The sequence below is a fragment of the Egibacteraceae bacterium genome, from assembly GCA_040905805.1.
Classification (GTDB): domain Bacteria; phylum Actinomycetota; class Nitriliruptoria; order Euzebyales; family Egibacteraceae; genus DATLGH01.
In genome coordinates this window covers 1-19,530 of record JBBDQS010000005.1, presented here as the reverse complement: position 1 = coordinate 19,530, position 19,530 = coordinate 1, and the positions used below count along the sequence as shown (strand labels likewise).

The 19,530-nt window shown below is 72.6% G+C and carries 15 protein-coding genes; 6 read left to right on the top strand and 9 right to left on the bottom strand.

The features are described from left to right. Window positions 1-54: 54 nt before the first annotated feature. The 9 genes from WD250_01180 to WD250_01140 all read right to left on the bottom strand — a co-directional run bounded on the left by WD250_01180 (window position 55) and on the right by WD250_01140 (window position 10,845). On the bottom strand, window positions 55-903 hold the full coding sequence (locus WD250_01180) for a bile acid:sodium symporter (protein ID MEX2618806.1): 849 nt from the start codon (window positions 901-903) through the stop codon (window positions 55-57). 85 nt (window positions 904-988) lie between these two features. Then, window positions 989-3,031: an NAD-dependent DNA ligase LigA gene (gene ligA, locus WD250_01175; protein ID MEX2618805.1), complete on the bottom strand. Its 2,043-nt coding sequence runs from the start codon at window positions 3,029-3,031 to the stop codon at window positions 989-991. A 15-nt stretch (window positions 3,032-3,046) separates the two neighbouring features. Then, window positions 3,047-3,367 (bottom strand): ferredoxin, encoded by a 321-nt coding sequence (gene fdxA / locus WD250_01170; GenBank protein MEX2618804.1) that lies wholly within the window; start codon window positions 3,365-3,367, stop codon window positions 3,047-3,049. Between the two features lie 4 nt (window positions 3,368-3,371). Further along, a complete protein-coding gene (gene mnmA, locus WD250_01165) occupies window positions 3,372-4,508 on the bottom strand; it encodes a tRNA 2-thiouridine(34) synthase MnmA (protein ID MEX2618803.1) in 1,137 nt (378 codons plus the stop codon). A 33-nt stretch (window positions 4,509-4,541) separates the two neighbouring features. Then, entirely contained in the window at window positions 4,542-5,843 is a 1,302-nt protein-coding gene (locus WD250_01160; GenBank protein ID MEX2618802.1) for an NAD(P)/FAD-dependent oxidoreductase, read from the bottom strand. A gap of 170 nt (window positions 5,844-6,013) precedes the next feature. After that, window positions 6,014-7,168 (bottom strand): cysteine desulfurase family protein, encoded by a 1,155-nt coding sequence (locus tag WD250_01155; GenBank protein MEX2618801.1) that lies wholly within the window; start codon window positions 7,166-7,168, stop codon window positions 6,014-6,016. 25 nt (window positions 7,169-7,193) lie between these two features. Continuing rightward, on the bottom strand, window positions 7,194-8,846 hold the full coding sequence (locus WD250_01150; protein ID MEX2618800.1) for a cell wall-binding repeat-containing protein: 1,653 nt from the start codon (window positions 8,844-8,846) through the stop codon (window positions 7,194-7,196). Window positions 8,847-9,069: 223 nt separating this feature from the next. Beyond that, window positions 9,070-10,044 (bottom strand): electron transfer flavoprotein subunit alpha/FixB family protein, encoded by a 975-nt coding sequence (locus tag WD250_01145; protein MEX2618799.1) that lies wholly within the window; start codon window positions 10,042-10,044, stop codon window positions 9,070-9,072. A 12-nt stretch (window positions 10,045-10,056) separates the two neighbouring features. Next, the gene (locus WD250_01140) at window positions 10,057-10,845 is read right to left on the bottom strand and encodes an electron transfer flavoprotein subunit beta/FixA family protein (protein ID MEX2618798.1); all 789 of its coding nucleotides are present in this window, start codon (window positions 10,843-10,845) and stop codon (window positions 10,057-10,059) included. 103 nt (window positions 10,846-10,948) lie between these two features. Here WD250_01140 and WD250_01135 point away from each other — a divergent pair, with 103 nt between their 5' ends. From WD250_01135 to WD250_01110, 6 genes are all read left to right on the top strand, one after another. Continuing rightward, window positions 10,949-11,689 (top strand): class I SAM-dependent methyltransferase, encoded by a 741-nt coding sequence (locus tag WD250_01135; protein ID MEX2618797.1) that lies wholly within the window; start codon window positions 10,949-10,951, stop codon window positions 11,687-11,689. Continuing rightward, window positions 11,686-13,290, top strand: a complete 1,605-nt coding sequence (locus WD250_01130) for a 1,4-alpha-glucan branching protein domain-containing protein (protein MEX2618796.1) — start codon at window positions 11,686-11,688, stop codon at window positions 13,288-13,290. The genes WD250_01135 and WD250_01130 overlap by 4 nt, the downstream gene beginning before the upstream one ends. Before the next feature lie 106 nt (window positions 13,291-13,396). Then, window positions 13,397-14,014 carry a CocE/NonD family hydrolase gene (locus WD250_01125; GenBank protein MEX2618795.1) on the top strand — a complete coding sequence of 206 codons (618 nt, stop codon included), beginning with the start codon at window positions 13,397-13,399 and terminating at the stop codon, window positions 14,012-14,014. An 8-nt stretch (window positions 14,015-14,022) separates the two neighbouring features. Next, complete coding sequence (locus WD250_01120; GenBank protein ID MEX2618794.1) at window positions 14,023-15,306, top strand: CocE/NonD family hydrolase; 1,284 nt, start codon at window positions 14,023-14,025, stop codon at window positions 15,304-15,306. Between the two features lie 87 nt (window positions 15,307-15,393). Next, entirely contained in the window at window positions 15,394-17,544 is a 2,151-nt protein-coding gene (locus WD250_01115; protein MEX2618793.1) for a transglycosylase domain-containing protein, read from the top strand. 186 nt (window positions 17,545-17,730) lie between these two features. Next, entirely contained in the window at window positions 17,731-19,464 is a 1,734-nt protein-coding gene (locus WD250_01110) for a cation:proton antiporter (GenBank protein MEX2618792.1), read from the top strand. The last annotated feature ends 66 nt before the right edge of the window (window positions 19,465-19,530 follow it).

The following is a 19,530-nucleotide window of genomic DNA, read 5'->3' as shown; positions in this document are numbered from 1 at the left end:
CCGCCGTCCGAGCGCCCGGCCGCGCACATGGGGAGCGCAGGGTAGCGCCCCCCGTTAGGCGTGGCGCGCGAGTCGCGTGGCGACCAACGGCGACGTGAGCATCTGCACCACGGCGTAGACGACGGCGGGGAGCGCGACCTCGGCGGCCAGGCCGCCGGTGAAGACGACGAAGGCGGCGATGCTGAACTCCTTCTTGCTCACGGTGAACAGCATGGCCGACCGGTCGGCTCGGTCCGGGATGACGGGACGGGTCGCCGCCCCGAGCAGGTAGCCGATGGCGTTGAGGGCCACGGCGACGCCGGCCACGGCCGCGACGGTGACCGGAGCGGCGGTGATCGTCGGGGCGTTGGGGCCGATCACGGCCAGCACCAGCGCCAGGTAGGCCACGGACGCCGTGGCCGACAGGACTGGCTCGACCGGCCTGACGCGGGCGGCGAGCAGGGTGCGGACGGTCACGCCGACCACGGTGGGCACCAGCACCGTCAGGGCGAGCTCAGCGACCAGACCGAGGAGCGGGAGGTCGAGGTCCACGCCGGTGTACAGCAGGAACAGCGCGGGCACGAGCACCGGAGCCAGCGCGGTGTTGACGGCGTTGCAGACCGTGGCGAGGGCGACGTTGCCGCGGGCGATGAGCACGAGCAGCGGCGAGGACACGTCGGTGGGCAGCACCCCGAGGAGGACGATGCCGAGCCCCAGCGGCCCCGAACCGAACACCGCGCTGCCGAGGACGTAGCCGGCCAGGCTCATCGGCCCGTACACCAGCACGGTCGCGAGCGCCTGCACGCCCGGGCGGGCGAGCACGGCACGCAAGGTGGCGAAGTCGAACGTCAGGCTCACGCACAGCATGAGCAGCGCCAGCAGGGGCGTCACCCATCCGCTCAGCCAGACGCCGACGGCCGGCATGGCCAGGCCCGCCGCGGCCGTGACGAGGACCAGTGGGGCGAGGTGGCGCTCGATGACGCGCGGACGCTCGATGACATGGCCTCGGTCAGGGCAGCTCGCCGGTCTCCAGCAGGGTGACGAAGGCGTCCTCGTCGATCAGCGGGACCCCGAGCTCGGCGGCCTTGTCGGCCTTGGTCCCGGGGTCCGCGCCGGCCACGACCGCGCTGGTCTTGCCCGACACGCTGGACGTGACCTTGCCGCCCCGGTCCTCGATCGCCTGCTTCGCCTCGTCGCGGGTGTAGCGGTCCAGACCGCCGGTGAGCACGATCGTCCACCCGTCGAGCGTGGCTTCCCCGCGCACGAACTCGGTGTCCATGCGCACCCCGCCAGCGGCGAGCTTGTCCACCAGCGCGGCGTTGCGCGGGTTGTCGACGAACCCGCGGACGGCCTCGGCGATCACCGGTCCGACACCGCCGACCGCGGCGATCGCGGCGGCGTCGGCGGTGCGCAGGGCGTCCATGGTCGAGAAGTGCCGGGCGATGAGGCGGGCGACGTTGCCCCCGACGTGGCGGATGTTCAGGCCCACCAGGAGGCGCTCCAGCGGCTGGTCCTTCGACGACGCGATGCCCGCCAGCAGGTTGTCGACCTTCTTCGGCCCGAAGCGCTCGAGCTCTAGCAGGTCGTCGCGCTCCAGGTGGTAGATGTCGGCCAGGTCGCTGACGAGCTCCTGGTCGAGCAGCAGCTTGGCGGTCTCGTAGCCGAGCCCCTCGATGTCCATCGCGCCGCGCGAGGCGAAGTGGGCGACGGACTCCAGCAGCCGGTTGGGGCAGTCCAGGTTCGTGCAGTAGCTGGCCGCCTCCCCCTCCAGGCGCTGGATGGGCGAGCCGCAGAAGGGGCAGACGGTGGGCATGTGCCAGGGTCCCGCCCGCTCCACCTCGGGCGGTCGCAGCGACGCGACGTAGCCCACCACCTCGGGGATCACGTCACCCGCCTTGCGCACGACCACCGTGTCGCCGGGCCGCACGTCTTTCAGGCGCGCCTGGTCCTCGTTGTGCAACGTCGCCAGCGAGATGGTCGAACCCGCGACCAGCACCGGGTCGAGCACCGCGAAGGGGGTGACCTTGCCGGTGCGTCCGACGTTGACCTCGATGCCCTCGAGGCGGGTCTGCTGCTCCTCGGGCGGGTACTTGAACGCGATGGCCCAGCGGGGCGCCTTGCTCGTCGCGCCCAGGCGGCGCTGGTGGCCGTGGTCGTCGACCTTCACGACCACACCGTCGATCTCGTAGGTCGGCTCGTGGCGGCGCCGTCCCCACTCCTCGATGAACGCCCACACCGCATCGATGTCGGCGACCGTACGGGTCTCGGGGGCAACGGGCAGACCGGCGGCGTCCAGCAGCGACAGGAACGCGCTCTGGCTGTGCACCGCCACCCCTTCAACCACGCCCATGCCGTGGCACACCAGCCGCAGCGGACGGGTTGCGGTGATGGCCGGGTCCTTCTGCCGCAGGGCGCCCGACGCGGCGTTACGCGGGTTGGCGAACCGGGGCTCGCCCGCCTCCTCGCGCGCGGTGTTCATCGCCGCGAACTCCGCCACCGGGTAGTAGACCTCGCCGCGGGCTTCGAGCACCGCCGGCGGCCACGTGTCCACGACGGCGGCGTCGGGCCGTTCGATCCAGTCGGGGACCCCGTCGATGGTGCGGACCTGGTGGGTCACGTCCTCGCCGGTCCGGCCATCCCCCCGGGTGACCGCGCGCTCCAACCGGCCGTCGGCGTAGTTGACGCTGATCGCGACGCCGTCGACCTTCAGCTCGCAGACGAAGGCGGGCGTGGCACCCTCAAGACCCCGCGCGACGCGCTCCGCCCACGCCAGGAGCCCCTCGCGGTCGAAGACGTTGTCCAGCGAGAGCATCTGGCGGCGGTGCTGGACCGCCGCGAACGCCGGGCTCGGCGCGGCGCCCACGGTGTGGGTCGGCGAGTCGGGCCGATCCAGCTCGGGGTGGCGCGTCTCGTAGTCGGCGAGCTCGGCGACGAGGGCGTCGAACTCGGCGTCGGTGACGTGGGGGTCGGAGAGGATGTAGTAGCGGTACCGGTGCTGCTCGATCGCAGTCCGCAGCGCCTCGACGGTACGCCGCGTCTGCTCGTCGGCCACCTCGCGAAAAGTCGGTCACTCCCAGGCGGCGACCTTGGGGTGGTCCTTGCCGCTGTTGCCGACCTGGGCGGCGCCGCCCGGGTCGTGCAGGCCGGTGACCTCGTCGCCGAAGTACTCCGCGTTGATGGCCGTGAACTCGGTCCACTCCTCGGGGATGTCGTCCTCGTAGGCGATCGCCTCGACCGGACACACCGGTTCGCAAGCCGCGCAGTCGATGCACTCGGTGGGGTGGATGTAGAGCATCCGCTCCCCCTCGTAGATGCAATCGACCGGGCACTCGTCGACGCAGGCCTTGTCCTTCACGTCGATGCAGGGCTCTGCGATCACGTAGACCATCTGTTCAGACTCCTTCCAACCTCGTTGACGCCGTAGCGTACCCGGCACGGCTGGGGGCGGGCGAATGGACGACGGTCGCGCCACCGAGGCACTCGTCACCGGTGTAGAACACCACCGCCTGGCCGGCTGCGACGGCCAAAGGCCGCTCGCCGCTGAAGGTGACGCGGACCCGTCCGTCGCCGAGATAGGCGAGCACCGCCGGCACCGCAGCGCCGCGGTAGCGGATCTGCGCGGTCACGTCCACGTCGGCGGCGGGGGGCTTTCCGGCGACCCACGAGACGTCGCGTGCCTCGATGACCGCGGCCTCCAGGGAGGCGCGCGGTCCGACGTGCACGGCGCTGCCCTCGATGGCGGTGACGTACAGCGGGTCGGGGTGGCCACCCAGGCCGAGGCCGCGTCGCTGCCCGATGGTGAAGCGGTAGGCCCCGTCGTGGAACCCCAGCACGGCGCCGTCCGGGCCGACGAACGCCCCGCGTCGCTGCCCGAGGCGCGGGGCGAGGAACCCGCCCAGGTCGCCGGAGGGGATGAAGCAGATGTCGTGGCTGTCCGGCTTGCTTGCCGTTGCCAGACCCCGCTCGGCCGCCATGGCCCGCAGGTCGGCCTTGGTGTGGTCGCCGGCCGGCCACAGCGTGTGGGCCAGCTGGTCCTGGGTGGCCATGTAGAGCACGTAGGTCTGGTCCTTGCCCGGGTCGGTGGCGCGCCGCATCCGCCACCGCGGCACGGCCCCGTCGGACGCGGGGTCCGGCGCCGCCGCCTCCAGACGGACGTGGTGGCCGGTGGCCAGCGCATCGAAGCCCACTGCCCGCGCCCGGGCCAGCAGGGCGGTGTACTTGACGCGCTCGTTGCAGCGCACGCACGGGTTGGGGGTCCGTCCCGCCGCGTACTCGGCGACGAAGTCGTCGATCACCCGCTGCCTGAACGGCGCCGCCATGTCCCACACGTAGAACGGGATGCCGAGGCGGTCGGCCACGCGACGGGCGTCGCGGGCGTCATCGAGGGTGCAGCAGCCCTTGCCCGGCAGACCCGATGGCGTGTCGGCCATCTTCAGGTGCACGCCGGTGACGGCGTGTCCGCGCTGCACGAGCAGCGCCGCGGTCATCGACGAATCGATCCCGCCTGACATCGCCACCAGCACCTTCATGGGCCCCACTCTGCCGCCCACGCCCCCGGCCTGTCACCTGGGGGAGGGGGATTCCTCGTCGGTGGGCCACGCCAGCGGCTCGGGCGGCTGGGTGAACACGGCCCTGGCACCGCGTTCCGATGTGAGGTAGCTCAGCGCCCAGTGCAGCAGCACGCTCAACCGGTTGCGGAAGCCGATCAGGAAGTAGAGGTGCAGCACCAGCCAGGCGACCCACGCGAGCCGGCCGCGGATGCGCACCCCAGGGGGCAGCTCCGCGACCGCCGCGTGGCGCCCGATGGTCGCCATGATCCCCTTGTCGCGGTAGCGGAACGTCCGCTGGGCAACGCCGTCGAGCTCACCGAGCAGCTCGTCGGCCACGAAGGTGCCCTGCTGGATCGCCGCGGGCGCGAGCTGGGGCACCAGGCCGCCGCGCCCGTCGGGCACCGCGGCGATGTCACCGATGACGAACGCCTCCCGGTGACTCGGGACCCGCAGGTCCTCACCGACGAGGACGCGACCGCCGGGGCCCTGCTCGAGCCCCAAGGCGTCGGCCAACGGGTGGGCCCGTACCCCCGCCGCCCACACCACGGTGTCGGTCGCGAGCACGGTGCCGTCGTCGAAGCGGACCTTGCCGGGCTCGACCTCGGCGATCCCCGTGCCGAGGGCGACCTCGACACCGCGGGACCGCAGCGTGTCGAGCGCGTAGCGCTGCGACCGGGGCTTGTAGGCACCGAGCACGCCGTCGGCCTGCTCGACGAGCAGCACGCGCGCCTGGTCCACGTCCACGTCCGGGTGGTCGTGGCGCAGGACGCGGTCGATCAGCTCGGTCAGAGCCCCGGACACCTCCACCCCGGTCGCCCCCCCACCGGCGACCACGAACGTCAGCGTGCCCTCCGGGGTCTTGGCGCCCGCGTTGCTCGCGACCTCGAACAGCCGAAGCACGTGGTTGCGCAGCGCGACCGCCTCGCCGAGACCCTTCAGGCCGAAGGCGTGGTCCGCCACCCCGGGCACGCCGTAGTCGGCGGTGACGGCGCCGGCCGCCACGACGAGCCGGTCGAAGGCGAGCTCGCCGCCGTCGGCGAATCGCAGCCTCCGCGCCTCCCAGTCCACCCCGGCCACGGTGCCGAGCCGGAAATCCACCCCCGGGGAGTCCTGCAGGGCGCCCCGTACGCTGTGGCCCACGTCCTGGGGCTGCAGCACGCTGGTGGCGACCTGGTACAGCAGGGGCTGGAACGTGTGGTGGTTCCGGGCGTCCACGAGCGTCACCCGCACCCTGCCGGCGCCCTTCTTGCCGAGGCGGCGTGCGGCGGTCAGCCCGGCGAAGCCTGCGCCGATGACGACGATGTGCTGGGTCATGTCAGAGCCTTTCGCTGCCAGGTAGGATACCCTTGTGAAATCTTTCACAAGTCTATGTGAACGTTTTCACAAGCACAACCGGTCGTCCCTCGACCGTGGCGGCCGTGCGTCTCACCATCCTCAGGGCGGTCGCTGCGCGACCGCCACACCCGCTACAGCAGAGCATCGCCTCAGGCGAAACCGCCCCCGGCGTCGCGCAGGCGCTTGACCGCATCCGTGAACGCGGTCACGGCGGTGTCCACCGCCGCCTGATCGGTGGTCCGCCCGCAGGTGAACCGCAGGTGAGCCACGTCAGGATCTGCCCCGATCGCCGTCAGCACGTGGCTGGGTTCGGCAGCGCCCGACTGGCACGCGGACCCCGTCGACGCGGCCACGCCCGCGCTGTCGAGCGCCATCAGGAGCGCCTCCCCGTCGCACTCGTCCACGGCGACGTGGGCGTTGTGCGGCAGCCGCTGGTCCAGGGACCCGTTGAGCGCGACGCCGTCGACCCCGAGCAGCCCGTCGAGCAGCCGGTCACGCAGCGCACGCAAGCGCGGGATCTCCTCGCCCATCGTCGCCGCGGTCAGCTCGGCGGCCGCACCGCAGCCGACGATGCCAGCGGCGTTGAACGTGCCCGACCGCACGCCCCGCTCCTGCCCGCCGCCGTGCAGGACCGGCTGGGACGCCAGCTCCCGGCGCAGGACCAGCACCCCCACCCCCTTGGGCCCGTTGAACTTGTGGGCGGACAGCGCCAGCGCGCCGATGCTCCAGCCATCGAGGTCGAGCCGGGCGCGGCCGAAAGACTGCACCGCGTCGGTGTGCAGGGGAACGCCGCGCTCGGCGAGCACCGGGCCGATGCGGTCGAGCGGTTGGATCGTCCCGAGCTCGTTGTTGGCGGCCATCACGCTTACCAGGACGGTGTCCTCGCTCACCGCGGCCAGGAGGCGATTGGCGTCCACGACCCCGTCCGCCCCGACGGACACGACCGTGGCCGTGAACCCCTGATGGTCGACCAGCCATTCGACGGACTCCAGGACCGCGTGGTGCTCGATGGCGGTGGTGACCAGGTGCGCGCCCCGCCCGGCGTCACGCGCGGCCCACGCGATGCCCTTGAGCGCCTGGTTGTCCGACTCGGTGCCACCGGAGGTGAACAGCACCTCGAGGGGGTGGACGCCAAGCACGCTCGCGACCTGCTCCCGAGCGGTCTCGACGCCGGCCCGGGCGGCACGACCCTGGCTGTGCAGCGAGGACGGGTTACCGAAGGTCGACTCCAGGTAGGGCCGCATGGCCGCATGGACGCCGGGGTCGAGCGGGGTGGTGGCCGCATGGTCGAGGTAGACGCTCATCGTCCATCAGTATCACGCCACGACCTCAGTACACGACGACGCGCTCGCGCATCTGCACCCGGGGGAAGACAAAATCGGCATCGCCGTCGTACAGGCGCAGGCACCCGTTGCTGGCCGGGTAGAACGGGATGGAGGGGTAGCCGTGGATGGCGTAGCCGCGGATGAAGAAGATCGAGCGGTACATGCCATTGGCCTGCCGGGTGTTGCGCTTCTCGTAGACCGAGAACGCACCCCGGATGGTCGGTGTCGACGGCTTGCCGTTGGAAGTGTGGAAGGCGTGGCGGACCTCCCCATCGCGCACGAGCAGCACCAGTCGGCGCGCCAGGTCGATCTCGATGTGGTTCGGTCCGAGGTCGGGACGCCGCACCGGCAGCCGCGGCCGGCGCAGCATGGCGCTCCAGGCAGGCTCACCGAACCGGCCGTCGACCGGATGGCCGGCGACCTTCTGGAACGCGTACACCGCCCAGACGCTCTGGTGATCGACCGCTCCGTCCACCACGCCGGTGTTGTAGCCCTGTCGGGACAGCTCCTCCTCGATGCAGCGCCACGGCCGTGGGTTGCCCGCACGCAGCTGGCATCTGGCGACGGGTCCGATGGCCGCCTCGCCACCGACGGTCGTGGCCAGGGACGGCCCGTGCGCGCCCAGCCAGCTCATCGTCGGGGAGGCCAGCTCCGCGTGGCCGGTGGTCAGCAGCGGCGCCCGCCGCGCCGCGCCCGCATAGGTCCCGCCGGTGAGCCCGTCGGGGAAGTTGTGCGCTCCGACGATCACCGGGGGCCCGGTCAGGCCCAGGTGGCGAGCCCGGCTCGCGACCGCGGCAGCCGTGGCGGTGCGGTCCCGTCCGGCGATGCGCTCCAGGCCGGGCAGTCCCGCGACCGCCGCGTCGGACAGCGCGCCGGATCCGCCGATCACCCAGGAGCGCTGCGCACCGAGGGCGGCCACCTGTTCGGTCAGCAGAGCGTGCCCGCTGGGTCCGGGCGTGAGCAGGATCGGGTAGCGAAACGCCGCGGCGAGCGGCGTCGCGGCCAGCGCGTCGGCGAACCCCTGGCCGCTCGCGACCAGGACGGTGGACGGGTCGGCGCCGAGCTCGACCGCGCGCTGGGCGACGGCGAAGGCCGTCTCGAACCGTCCCGCACCGCGCAGGCGCTCGGTCTGCAGGCCGAGCTGGGCGACGGCCGCCTCGACCCCGCCGGTCAACCGACCGACGACGTGCACCGTGTCGGGCTGCAACCGCCGCAGCTCGTCCGCGGTGGCCGGGTGCAGCGCCGCGGTCGGGGTCAGCAGCAGGGGCCCGCCTGCGGCGCCCGCGAGGGTGGCCGCCGAGAGGGCGTCGGGGTAGTCCTCGCCGGTGGCGAGCACGACCGCCGGGGCGGTCGCCGGCCATCCCGTCTGACTGAGCCTGATCGCGGTGGCGTAGCGGTCCCTGCCGGACAGGCCCTCCACGGCCGGGGCGGGCCAGCCCGCTGCGGACGCCGAGAACTGCAGATCCGACGGCGCCGAGTGGGCCGGGGGCGGCCCGGGCTCGGTCGGGTCGTCCAGCGGTTGGCCTTCGCCCGGCGCCGCCGGCTGGGTCTGGTCGGCGGCCACGGCCATCGTGCCCCCGGGCGCGACGACCAGCGCCAAGACCAGCGCCAGCGCGGCTAGGACACCGACGGCGGTCGGTCGTCGGACTCCACTCACGCCTGCACCTTTCTCACCCGCGCACAGGCAGCGCGCACCCCAGGATCGTACCCCAGCCCGACCCGCGACCCGGTGATGCGGGGAGTGGCATTCCCGCGTCAGCATGCCGCCCGGGGACGTCGCCGGGCCACGCGACCACCGTGGGACGGGTCACCTGGCCGGGCCACACACCCAGGGACGTCGCCGGGCCACCGACAACCCGCGAGGTTCGGTGAGTCGCCGGTCAGCCCTTGCGGGCCGCGAGCTCCTCGATGAGCGGCGGCAGGATCTTGTGCAGGTCACCGACGACGCCGAAGTCGGCGATGGCGAAGAGCGGCGCGTCGGCGTCCTTGTTGATGGCCACGATCGTCTGGGCGGTCTGCATCCCGGCCCGGTGCTGGATCGCGCCCGAGATGCCCGCACCGATGTAGAGCTGGGGCGCCACGGTCTTGCCGGTCTGACCGATCTGGTGCTGGTGGGGGTACCAGCCGGCGTCCGTGGCGGCGCGGGACGCACCGACCGCGCCGTCCAGCACGTCGGCGAGCTGCTCGACGAGGCGGAACCCCTCGGCATCGCCGAGGCCGCGGCCCCCCGCGACGATGACCCCCGCCTCGGTCATCTCCGGACGCCCGCCGGCGGACTGCTCCACGACCTCCACGACGCGGGTCCGTGTCGCGGTGTCGTCCAGGTCGACCTCCAGCGGGACCACCTCCGGGGGGCCGCCGCCTGATTCCTCCGCGGCGAAGGCGTTGGCCGCCACCCCGTAGAAGGCCGGGCGACCGCCCCGGACCTTGCACCGCGAGATCATCGCGCCGCCGAAGATCGGCTTGGTGCCCACCATCTCGGTCCCGTCGAGGGTCAGGTCGACCACGTCGGTGACCACCCCGCCGTCGGTACGCACCGCCGCACGCCCGACGACGTCGGACATGAACGGATCCGCCGGGTAGAGCACGGTCGTCGCGCCGGAGGCCTCCAGCGCCGCGACCAGCCCGGCCACCGCCGGCTCGGTGGCGTACTCGGCGACCTCGCCGGCCTCCCAAACGTAGGCGGTGGTCGCTCCGTGGGCACCGGCCTGGGCGGCACCGGCGCCGGCGCCCTCGCCCATCAGCAGCACATGGACCTCACCGCCGCCCCGCTGGCGCGCAGCGGTGATGATCTGGTTGGAGACCTTCTTCGGGGTCCCATGGTCGTGATCGACAAACACCAGGATCGGTGACATTCGACAGCCTCCCTAGATCAGCTTCTGCGCGGCGAGGAACTCCACCAGGGCCTTCGCACCGACGACGCCCGAGCCGTCGTCCTCGATCTTGTCGCCGGCCTCCTTCGGCGGGCGGGGGGTGATCTCCAGCACCTGCGTCGAGGAGTTGGCGAGCCCGACCTCGCCCGCATCCACCCCGAGCGCCGCCAGGTCCCGGGTTTCCAAGGGCTTCTTCTTGGCGGCCATGATCCCCTTGAAGGAGGGGTAGCGCGGCTCGTTGATCGCCTCGACGACCGAGACGATCGCCGGCAGGGGCGCCGTGACGGTCTGGTGACCCGACGGGGTCTCCCGATCCACAGTGGCGCTGCCGTCGGCCAGCTGCAGACGCTTGGCGTACGTCAGCGCCGGCAGCCCGAGGTACTCGGCGAGCATGGCCGGCACCAGCATGGTGCGCGCGTCCGATGACTGGTTGCCCATGAGGACGAGATCGAAGTCCTCCTCGGCCAGGGCCGCGGCCAGCACCCTGGCGATGGCCTTCGCGTCGGAGCCGGCGATCGCGGGGTCGGCCACCTGGATCGCGCCGTCCAGACCGTACGACAGGGCCTTGCGGATCGTCGTCTGGGCGTTCTCGGGTCCCACGCACAAGACGATGACCTCCGCGCCGTCGCGCTCCTTGATGCGCATGGCCTCTTCGATCGACCACTCGTCGTTGGCGTTCAGGACGGGGTCCGACGCGTCCCGGTCCAACGTCAGCGTGTCCTGGTCGATGGACTTGTCCGCGGCGGTGTCCGGAACCCGCTTGACCGGGCAGATGATTCTCATTCTTGATCCCTCCGGGATGGGCTGCTCGCTGGGCGCTCGCCGGGTTCGCCACATGTTACTGCCCGGTAACTTGCCTTGCCATCACCGCCTACACTGCCGGGCCATGGGTGAGCACTCGCTGCCGTTGACCGGTGAACGGACCGGGCCCGGCGTGGTCCACGAGAACTACTGGTTCACCCGCCACGTGGCCGCCTACGCGCTGGCGGCCAGCCGCGCGCAACGCCGCACGGTCCTCGACGCGGGCTGCGGTGAGGGCTACGGCACCCGCATGCTGGCGGCGACCGCGAGCCGGGTGACCGGCGTCGACCTCGTCCCGGCGGTCATCACCCACGCGCGGGCCGCCTACCCGGGAATCGACTTCCTCCAGGCGGACCTCTGCGACCTCCCGCTGCCCGACGACGGCCTGGACCTCGTGGTCAGCCTGCAGGTCATCGAGCACCTGCCCGACATCCCCCGCTTCGTCGCGGAGGTCGCCCGGATCCTGCGGCCCGGTGGCGAGTTCGTGTGCGCCACGCCCAACCGGCTGACGTTCACCTCCGGCAGCGACACGCCGGTCAACCCGTTCCACACCCGCGAGTTCACGGCCGCGGAGCTGCAGGAGACACTGGCGGCCCACTTCACCGTCCGTACCGTGCTGGGGTTGCACCACGGGCCCCGGGTGCGCGCGGTGGAGCGGGTCGCGCGGGCGACGCTGCCCGAGCTCGTACTCGCGGCGCCACCGGAGGACTGGCCGCGCTGGCTCACCGCCGTCGTGGCGCGAGTGCGCCCCCGCGACTTCCGGCTGGGTCCCACCGACCTCGACGCCAGCCTGGACCTGGTGGCGCTCGCCGCGGTGCCACGGTGAGCCTCGCCCTGGTCCTGCACAGCCACCTGCCCTGGCTGCGGCGCAACGGCACCTACCCCGTCGGCGAGGAGTGGCTGTTCCAATCGTGGTCGGAGGCCTACCTGCCCCTCCTCGACGTGCTGGGGCGCATGGCCGCGGACGGCGGCCGGGACCTGCTGACCATCGGCATCACCCCCGTGCTGGCCGAGCAGATGGACGATCCGTACCTCCTCGGGGAGTTCCACGGCTGGCTCGGGCGCCGCCTGCTCGACCTGCACTACTCCATCGCCCGGTACGACGGGCCGGATCGGGAGCGGCTGACCCCGGTCTGGCGCGACCACTGGCAGCGCCAGACCCGCGTCCTGAGCTGGTTCGAGGAGCGCCACCGAGACGGGCTGGCGACGGCGTTCCGCCGCCTGGCCGACGTCGGGGCGATCCAGCTGCTGGGTGGACCAGCCACCCACCCCTACCTGCCGCTGATGGACGACCCCGGCCTCATCGCCGGGCAGATCGACGGGGGGCTGACGACCTTCGAGCGCGTGTTGGGCACCCGGCCGACCGGGGTCTGGACCCCCGAGTGCGCCTACCGGCCGGCCGGGCCGGTCGCCGACCCCACCCGTCCCCCGATGGCTGCGGCGCCCGGTTGCGCCCCACGGCTGCACCCGTCGGGGGCGACGCTTGCGGGCTTGGAGGAGTTCTGGGCCGACGCGGGCGCGACCCACCTGGTGCTCGACGGGCCGACGCTGGCCCGTGCGGCCGGTGCCCCCGACCAGGACTGGGCCGGCTGCGGCGGGCGGACGGTCGCCCCCGGCGGACCGCTGGACGTGCTCGACCGCCCGGTCTGGGTCGGCGACGCCGACGTCGCGGCCTTCGGCCGAAACCTGGCCGTCAGCTATGCCGTGTGGAACCCCCTCGGTGGCTATCCCGCCGACCCCGCCTACCGCGACTTCCACCGCCTCGACCTGGAAGGGGGCTTCAAGTCCTGGCGGGTCACCGACCGGGGCTCGTGGGACAAGGAGCCCTACGACCCCGTGTCGGCGCGTGAGCGTGCGGTCGGACACGCCGAGGCGTTCCTCGTCCTCGTCGAGCGCCACCTCGCACCCCGGGGCCCGGACGCCATCGTGGTTGCGGCCTACGACACCGAGCTCTTCGGCCACTGGTGGCACGAGGGCCCGGTCTGGCTCGAGGCGGTGCTGCGACGCCTCCTGGCCGGGCGGGCGGCCCGGCGCCCGACCACGCTGGCCCGACACCTCGAGCGCCATCCACCGCAGCGGCGCCTGACGCTGCCCGAGTCCTCGTGGGGCGCCGGCAAGCAGCACGGCTCGTGGGCAACCGAGTCCACCCGGTGGGTGTGGCAGGCGCTCCGCGACGCCGAGGCCCGCTTTCGGGGGCTGCCACCCGGGCCGGCGCGGGACGCGGCCTGGCGACAGCTGACCCTGCTGCAGGCCAGCGACTGGCCCTTCCTCATCACGCGGGACCAGGCCACCCGGTACGCCACGGAGCGTCTGACCGCTCACCTCGCCCGGTTCGCCGCCGCTTGCCGGGGCGAGGGCCTCGCCGCCCTGGCGGCTCGCGACGACCCCCTGGGCACGCCGGCCCCGCTGCCGAGCCCGGCCGGGTGACCAAACGGCCGCCAGCCGGCTCGCGTCGGATCTGGCACCATCCGCAAGATGCGGATTCCTTCGTGGTCGTCCCGCTCGCTGATCGCCGTGGCGATCGTGGCCCTGCTTGCCTCAGCCGTGCCGGTCGTGGCCCAGCAGCACGCATCCCCCACCCCCCGCCGCCTCGCCGGCCGAGGCCGACACCCGGCAGCAGGACGGGGCGGGCGACCCGCCGGAAGCTGCCGCTGCGCGCGAGGAGCGCGACGCCGCGCCCCAGCCGTCGCCGCACACCGAGTCCGACCCCGCCGACCGGCGACCGGCGGGCACCCCACGCCCCCACGCCAGGCCGCCCTCGACCGACCCCCCGACCCCCACCGACTACACCACCATCCCGGGGCTGTCCGAGCCCGTGTTCCCCAAGACCGTGCGCGACACCCACCGGGTGCCCATGCACGACGGCATCGAGCTCTACGTGGAGGTCGTGCGTCCGGACCCGGAGATCCACGGCGAGGGCCCGTGGCCGGTGATCATGGAGGCGAGCCCCTACCACGGCACCCTGGCCGACCGCGACGGCATCCGCATCTTCCCCGATCCCAAGGACGCCGACGGCAACCCGATCGGTCTGACCGGCTACTTCGCCCCCCGTGGCTACGCCGTGGCGATGGTGAACCTGCGGGGGACCGGCAGGTCGGGCGGCTGCCTGGACCACCTCGGGCCCGACGACGCGGCGGACCTGAGGACCTGAGGACGATCGTGGAGTGGGCGGCCGACGCACCCTGGTCGACGGGCGACATCGGGATGACGGGGCACTCCTACGTCGGATCGACGCCGTCGCTGGCGGCGGCGCAGCGTCCCCGTGGCCTGGTCACGATCGCCCCGTCGGCGGGGCTCGCGTCGATGTACGACCACCAGTTCCACCACGGGGTGCCGTGGTTCCTGCAGCTCGCCGGGCCGATGTACGCCTATCCGCTGCTCGCGACCCTGCGCCATCTGCCGCCCGGTCTCGACACCCCGTTCGGCCCGACCGGTGACGACTTCCTCGGCGACAACCTGCCCTTCGCGCTGTGCGGGTTCAACAACTCGGCGCTGCTGGCGGGACACGGTCAGGTGACCGGTCAGTACCAGGCGTGGCACGGCGAGCGCGACCACCGGGCGGGCGCCACCGCCGCGGACATCCCGGTCTTCATGATCCACGGCGTCAACGACAACGCCGCCCGCATCCCCTCGGCGGAGTGGTTCTTCGGCGAGCGCTTCGACCGCCCCGGCGACAAGGTGTGGCTCGGCCAGTGGGACCACGGCTCGGACGGCAACACCACCTGCGAGGAGCCCCACGTCACCTGCCGGTTCGACCAGTGGCAGTACGCGCTGCACGCCTGGTTCGACCACCATCTGCAGCACCGCGACGTCGAGACCGGCCCCCCCGTGGAGGTGTTCCTGAACGGCGACCGGGTGCTGACCGACCACCGCTGGCGTGCGCCCGCCTCGACCCTGGTGCTGCATCCCGACGCCCGCGACGCCAGCCTCGGCGACGTGCCGGACGGGCCGGGAGCGGCCTCCTTCACCTCGGCGCCCATCCCCCCCACGGACTCCCTGGGCGCGGTCGAGTTCCTCACCGCGCCGCTGAGCGAGGACGTCGTCGTCGCCGGCCTGCCCCGCCTGCGCCTCACCATGTCCCTGACCAGCTCGCAGCTGCTGAACCTCGTGACCGGGGTCTTCCGCGTCGACGCCGCCGGCGAGCGCCATCCGATGGGCTACTGCGCCATCCAACCGCAGCTGCGCCACGACGTGCGCACCCCGGCGCTCGTGGTTCCGGGGGAGCGGATGGAGCTGGACCCGCAGTGCTTCACCATGGCGCACCACATCCCGGCCGGCGAGCAGATCCTGCTGCGCGTCGCCACCTCCAGTCCCCACCACGTCTCAACCCACAGCCTGGAGGCGCTGGCAACCGTCCTGACCGGTCCCGGCGAGACGGCGCTCACCCTCCCGGTGGTGCCCGACGCCACGTTGCACGACGACGTGCCGCTGCGGGCCGAGTAGGCCGGCGGCGCTGTCCAGGACCCGCCGGTCGGGTCCTGTCCGACCGGGCGCGGTCGCCGAGGCGGCGGGCGCCTACACTTCAGGGTCGTGTCCTGGACCCGATTCACCTTGCGGGCCGTTGTGGCGACGGTCGTCTTCGGCGCCGTCAGCGTCGGCATGGTCCTGCTGTTCGCGGTCGTGGCGCTGGCCATCGACTGGGACATCCCCGACCCGCAGGGCGAGCTGCTCGGCCCCTCCACCGTCTTCGACCGCAACCAGACGGCCATCACCCGTTTCGCGGCCGAGATCGAGGCCCGCCCCGTCGGCCTGGAGGGGATCGCCGAGTCGCTGCAGCTGGCGGTCATCGCCTCGGAGGACCACCGCTTCTACGAGCACCAGGGCGTCGACGCGTTCTCCGTGGTGCGGGCGGTGTGGCGCAACCTGCAGACCGGGGGCATCGCCGAGGGCGGTTCGACCCTCACCCAGCAGTACGTGAAGAACGTGTACGTGGGCGACTCGGTGACGTGGTCCCGCAAGATCCAGGAGGCGGTGGTCGCGCTCCAGCTCGAGAAGGACATGGAGAAGGACGAGATCCTCGAGAAGTACCTGAACACCGTGTACTTCGGCGCGGGCGCCTACGGGGCCGAGGCCGCGGCCCTCACCTACTTCGACAAGCCCGCGGCGGAGCTCACCGTCGCCGAGGCCGCGACGTTGGCGCAGACGCTCACCGCGCCGAGCCGCTTCTCTCCGCGCAACAACCCGGGGCGGGCCCGCCAGCGCCGGGACCGGGTCGTCGACCTCATGGTGCAGTACGGCTTCATCGACCGGGCGGAGGGCGCGGCTGCCAGGAGCAGCCCCATGGAGATCGTCCAGCCGCGTACCGAGCAGCCGGCCGCACCATTCTTCATGGAGCAGGTCCGCCAGCAGGTGATCGCGGAGTACGGCCCCGACCTCGTCTACCGCGGTGGGCTGCACATCATCACCACGCTGGACCTGGAGCAGCACTTCAAGCTGGACCAGCAGGTCCGCGAGCGCCTGCCCGCCGACCCCGGCCTCGACATCGGTGCGGTGGCGTTGGACCCGGCCACCGGCGACATCCTCGCGGCCTACTCCGGCCGCGACTTCGCGGCGAGCCAGGTCGACCTCGCGATGGGCAACGACTTCGGGCAGCAGACCGGGTCGGCCTTCAAGCCGGTCCCCCTCGCCGCGGTGTTGGAACGCGGCAAGACCCTCGCCTCCACCTACGGGGCGCCGGGGTCGATCACGATCGGCGGCACCACCGTGCGGGGCAGCGGCTGTGGCGGGCGCTGCTCGCTGCTGCGGGCGACGGCGGCGTCCAGCAACACCGTCTTCTTCCAGATCGGCAACGAGCTCGGCGTGGAGTCCATGGTCGAGATGGCCCACCGCCTGGGGATGCGCAGCGCCGACCTGGTGCGCGAGGGCCCGAACGCCCACGGCGCCGGCATGGCCCTCGGCACCGCCGACGTGACCCCGCTCGACATGGCCTCGGCCTTCGGCACGTTCGCCAACATGGGGGTCGCGTGCCCGGCCCGGACGGTCCTTGAGGTCCGCAATCCCGGCGGCGCCCCCCTGGAGCCACCGGACCCGCGCCAGCCCACCGAGGAGCAGCTCGCGGCCTGGGACGCCCGGATGGCCGAGCTCGGCTACGAGCTGGAGGACGAGGACTTCGGGCGCTGTCACCGCGCCATCGCCCCGTCGGTCGCCGGCCAGGTCAACGAGGCGCTGCAGGCGGTGGTGTCGGGCGGCACCGGCCGCCAGGCCGACATCGGGCGCCCCCAGGCCGGCAAGACCGGGACCAGCCAGGAGTCGCGGCAGCTGTGGTTCACCGGCTACACCCCGGACCTGTCGTTGGCGGTGTACCTCGGGGATCCACGGTCACCGCGCACGATCTCCGGGCTGGCGGGTTGCAGCCGGTCGTGCTTCGGCGGCGGCGTCGCCGCCCCGATCTGGGCCGCTGCCGCGTCAGCGCTGCTCGAGGGTGTGGAACCGGCCGAGTTCCCCGAGACGCCGCCGGACGAGCGCACCGGCCGCGCAGCCGAACGGCGCAGCCTCGGTCCCCCGATGCAGAGCCCCCCGCCATCCCCGGAGCCCACCCCCGACCCGGTCCCGTCCCCGACGACCCCCACGCCGCAGCCGACCTCCACCTTCACCCCGCCGCCCCCGCCCCCGCCCCCGTCCCCGACGACCCCCACGCCGGACCCGGGTGACGGCGGCATCCCCCTGCTCCCCGGGAACTGACCGCATCACGGATGCGTCACGCTCAGGGTGTCGGAACCCCATTGCCGCACCAGGTGCCCTCGACGGTACCCGCCTTCAGGCACCATTGCGGTCCATGGGATCGACGTCGAGGGACTCCGCGTGCACGTTCCGATGCGCGGTGCCCAGAGCTGACCGCGTGAGCCGCAGCGCCACGGGATCCTGCCCGTGACGCCCCTGATCATCATCGCGGGGCTGGGAGCGATCGCGCTGGTCGTCAGCAAGGTCGTCCAGCGGTTCGTCCCCGAGATCGTGGTGTTCCTGGCCCTCGGCGTGCTGATTGGCCCCGAAGGCCCCTTGCCGCTCATCAACGAGGCCAACATCCGGTCGCTGAACCTCGTGACCATCGTGGCGCTCGGTGCGATCATCTTCCTGCTCGGTGACCGGCTGCGCTTCGACAGCATGCGCCAGCAGCTCGGTCTGCTGCTGCCCCTGAACCTCCTCCAACTGGTGGCCGCGGGAGCGTTGGTCTTCGTCGGCAGCCGTCTGGCCGGGGCGTCCGTGGGCGTGTCGCTAGTGCTCGGGCTGATCGCGGCGGAGACGGGGGTGCTGACGGTCACGGCGACGGTGAAGGAGGAGCGGGCCAAAGGTGAGTTCACCGACCTGCTCCTGGCAGGCGTCGGCGTCACCAACGTGGCCGTCGCGATCCTGTTCGGCGTGGCGTTCCCGTTCGTGCTGGCGGCCGGAGTGGCAGCCACTCCCCTCACGGCGGTCACCGCGTTCTCGCAGATCGTGGTCGCCTCGACGGTCATCGGGTTCGCGGGTGGATGGGTGCTGACCAGGTTCGGGGCGCGCATCGAGACGTCCGGCGAGCTCCTGCTCTTCCTGCTCATCACCCTGATTTCCGTCGCCGGTCTCGACCTGCTCGTCGACGGGTCGGTGGTCATCTCGACGCTGATCGCCGGGGTGTACGTCGTCAACCTCGCGCCCTGGTTGGCAGACCGCTTCTTCGCCGCTGTGCGCTCGCTCGAGGCGCCGATCTACCTCATCTTCTTCGTCGTCGCGGGGGCGAGCATCCACTTCGACGACCTGCAGACGGTGGGACTGCTCGGTGTGATCTATGTGGCCGCCCGCACCGTCGGCAAGGTCGGCGGCGCGATGGTCGGCGGGTGGTTGTCGCGGCCCAGGATGCGACCGGCGACGTCGTGGGCGATCGGCTACGGGACCCTGCCCCACGCGGGCATGGCCATCGCCCTCGTGGCGTTCGTCGTGGAGCAGGCGCCTGCGCTCGGCGACGAGGTCAGCGCCGTCGTCTTGGGGTCGATCCTCGTCTTCGAGCTGGGGGGTCCCCTGCTCACCCGTCGAGCACTGCGGGCGAGCGGCGAGCGGCGCCAGCAGTCGCTGGGCCCCGGGGAGGACCTCCTGCCGGACCTGGCCACCACGCGCACCTTCCGTCGCGTGCTCATCCCGGTCGGCAGCCTCCGCGTCCTCCTCCCGCGGCTGCCGTTCCTGCTGGACCTGGTGGGCAATCTCAACGCCGAGTTCGTCGCCGTCCACGTCTCCCTGCCGGGGTCGTCGCAGGACGAGCTGAAGGTGCTCGCCCTCGTCCGTCGGGTCGCCGAGGAGCGCAACATCCCCGTGCGCACCCTCCATCTGGTCAACGAGAGGGTGGCGGACGCGCTCGTCCGTGCCGCCCACGACGAGGACGTCGACATCATCGTCATGGGCCAGCCGGTCCGAGGGTCCCCGCTCGAGCGGTCGCACAGCCAGCTCATCGTCCGCCGGGTCATGCAGATGGTCGACGTGCCCGTGCTCGTCTACCCGGTGGATCCGGCCAACCCCCGGGACGTGCCCAGCGTGTACCTGCGCCGGGCCACCGACGCCGAGGACGCCGACGCCGACGCCGGCAGCAGACCAGCACAGGAGCCGGCGACCAGGCGGGACCCCGACACTGAGGTGTGAATCGCCGGAGCTTGCGGAGGCGATTCTCTGCTGTGCCGGGTGTGGGGGGGGGGCCGCGCCCCCCCC

Excerpts from the sequence above, each read along its gene's own strand:
- WD250_01140 (MEX2618798.1), bottom strand. The coding sequence starts at position 10,845 with ATGAGAATCATCTGCCCGGTCAAGCGGGTTCCGGACACCGCCGCGGAC.
- WD250_01155 (MEX2618801.1), bottom strand. The coding sequence starts at position 7,168 with ATGAGCGTCTACCTCGACCATGCGGCCACCACCCCGCTCGACCCCGGC.
- fdxA (MEX2618804.1), bottom strand. The coding sequence starts at position 3,367 with ATGGTCTACGTGATCGCAGAGCCCTGCATCGACGTGAAGGACAAGGCC.
- WD250_01135 (MEX2618797.1), top strand. The coding sequence starts at position 10,949 with ATGGGTGAGCACTCGCTGCCGTTGACCGGTGAACGGACCGGGCCCGGC.
- WD250_01145 (MEX2618799.1), bottom strand. The coding sequence starts at position 10,044 with ATGTCACCGATCCTGGTGTTTGTCGATCACGACCATGGGACCCCGAAG.
- WD250_01180 (MEX2618806.1), bottom strand. The coding sequence starts at position 903 with ATGCCGGCCGTCGGCGTCTGGCTGAGCGGATGGGTGACGCCCCTGCTG.
- mnmA (MEX2618803.1), bottom strand. The coding sequence starts at position 4,508 with ATGAAGGTGCTGGTGGCGATGTCAGGCGGGATCGATTCGTCGATGACC.
- WD250_01160 (MEX2618802.1), bottom strand. The coding sequence starts at position 5,843 with ATGACCCAGCACATCGTCGTCATCGGCGCAGGCTTCGCCGGGCTGACC.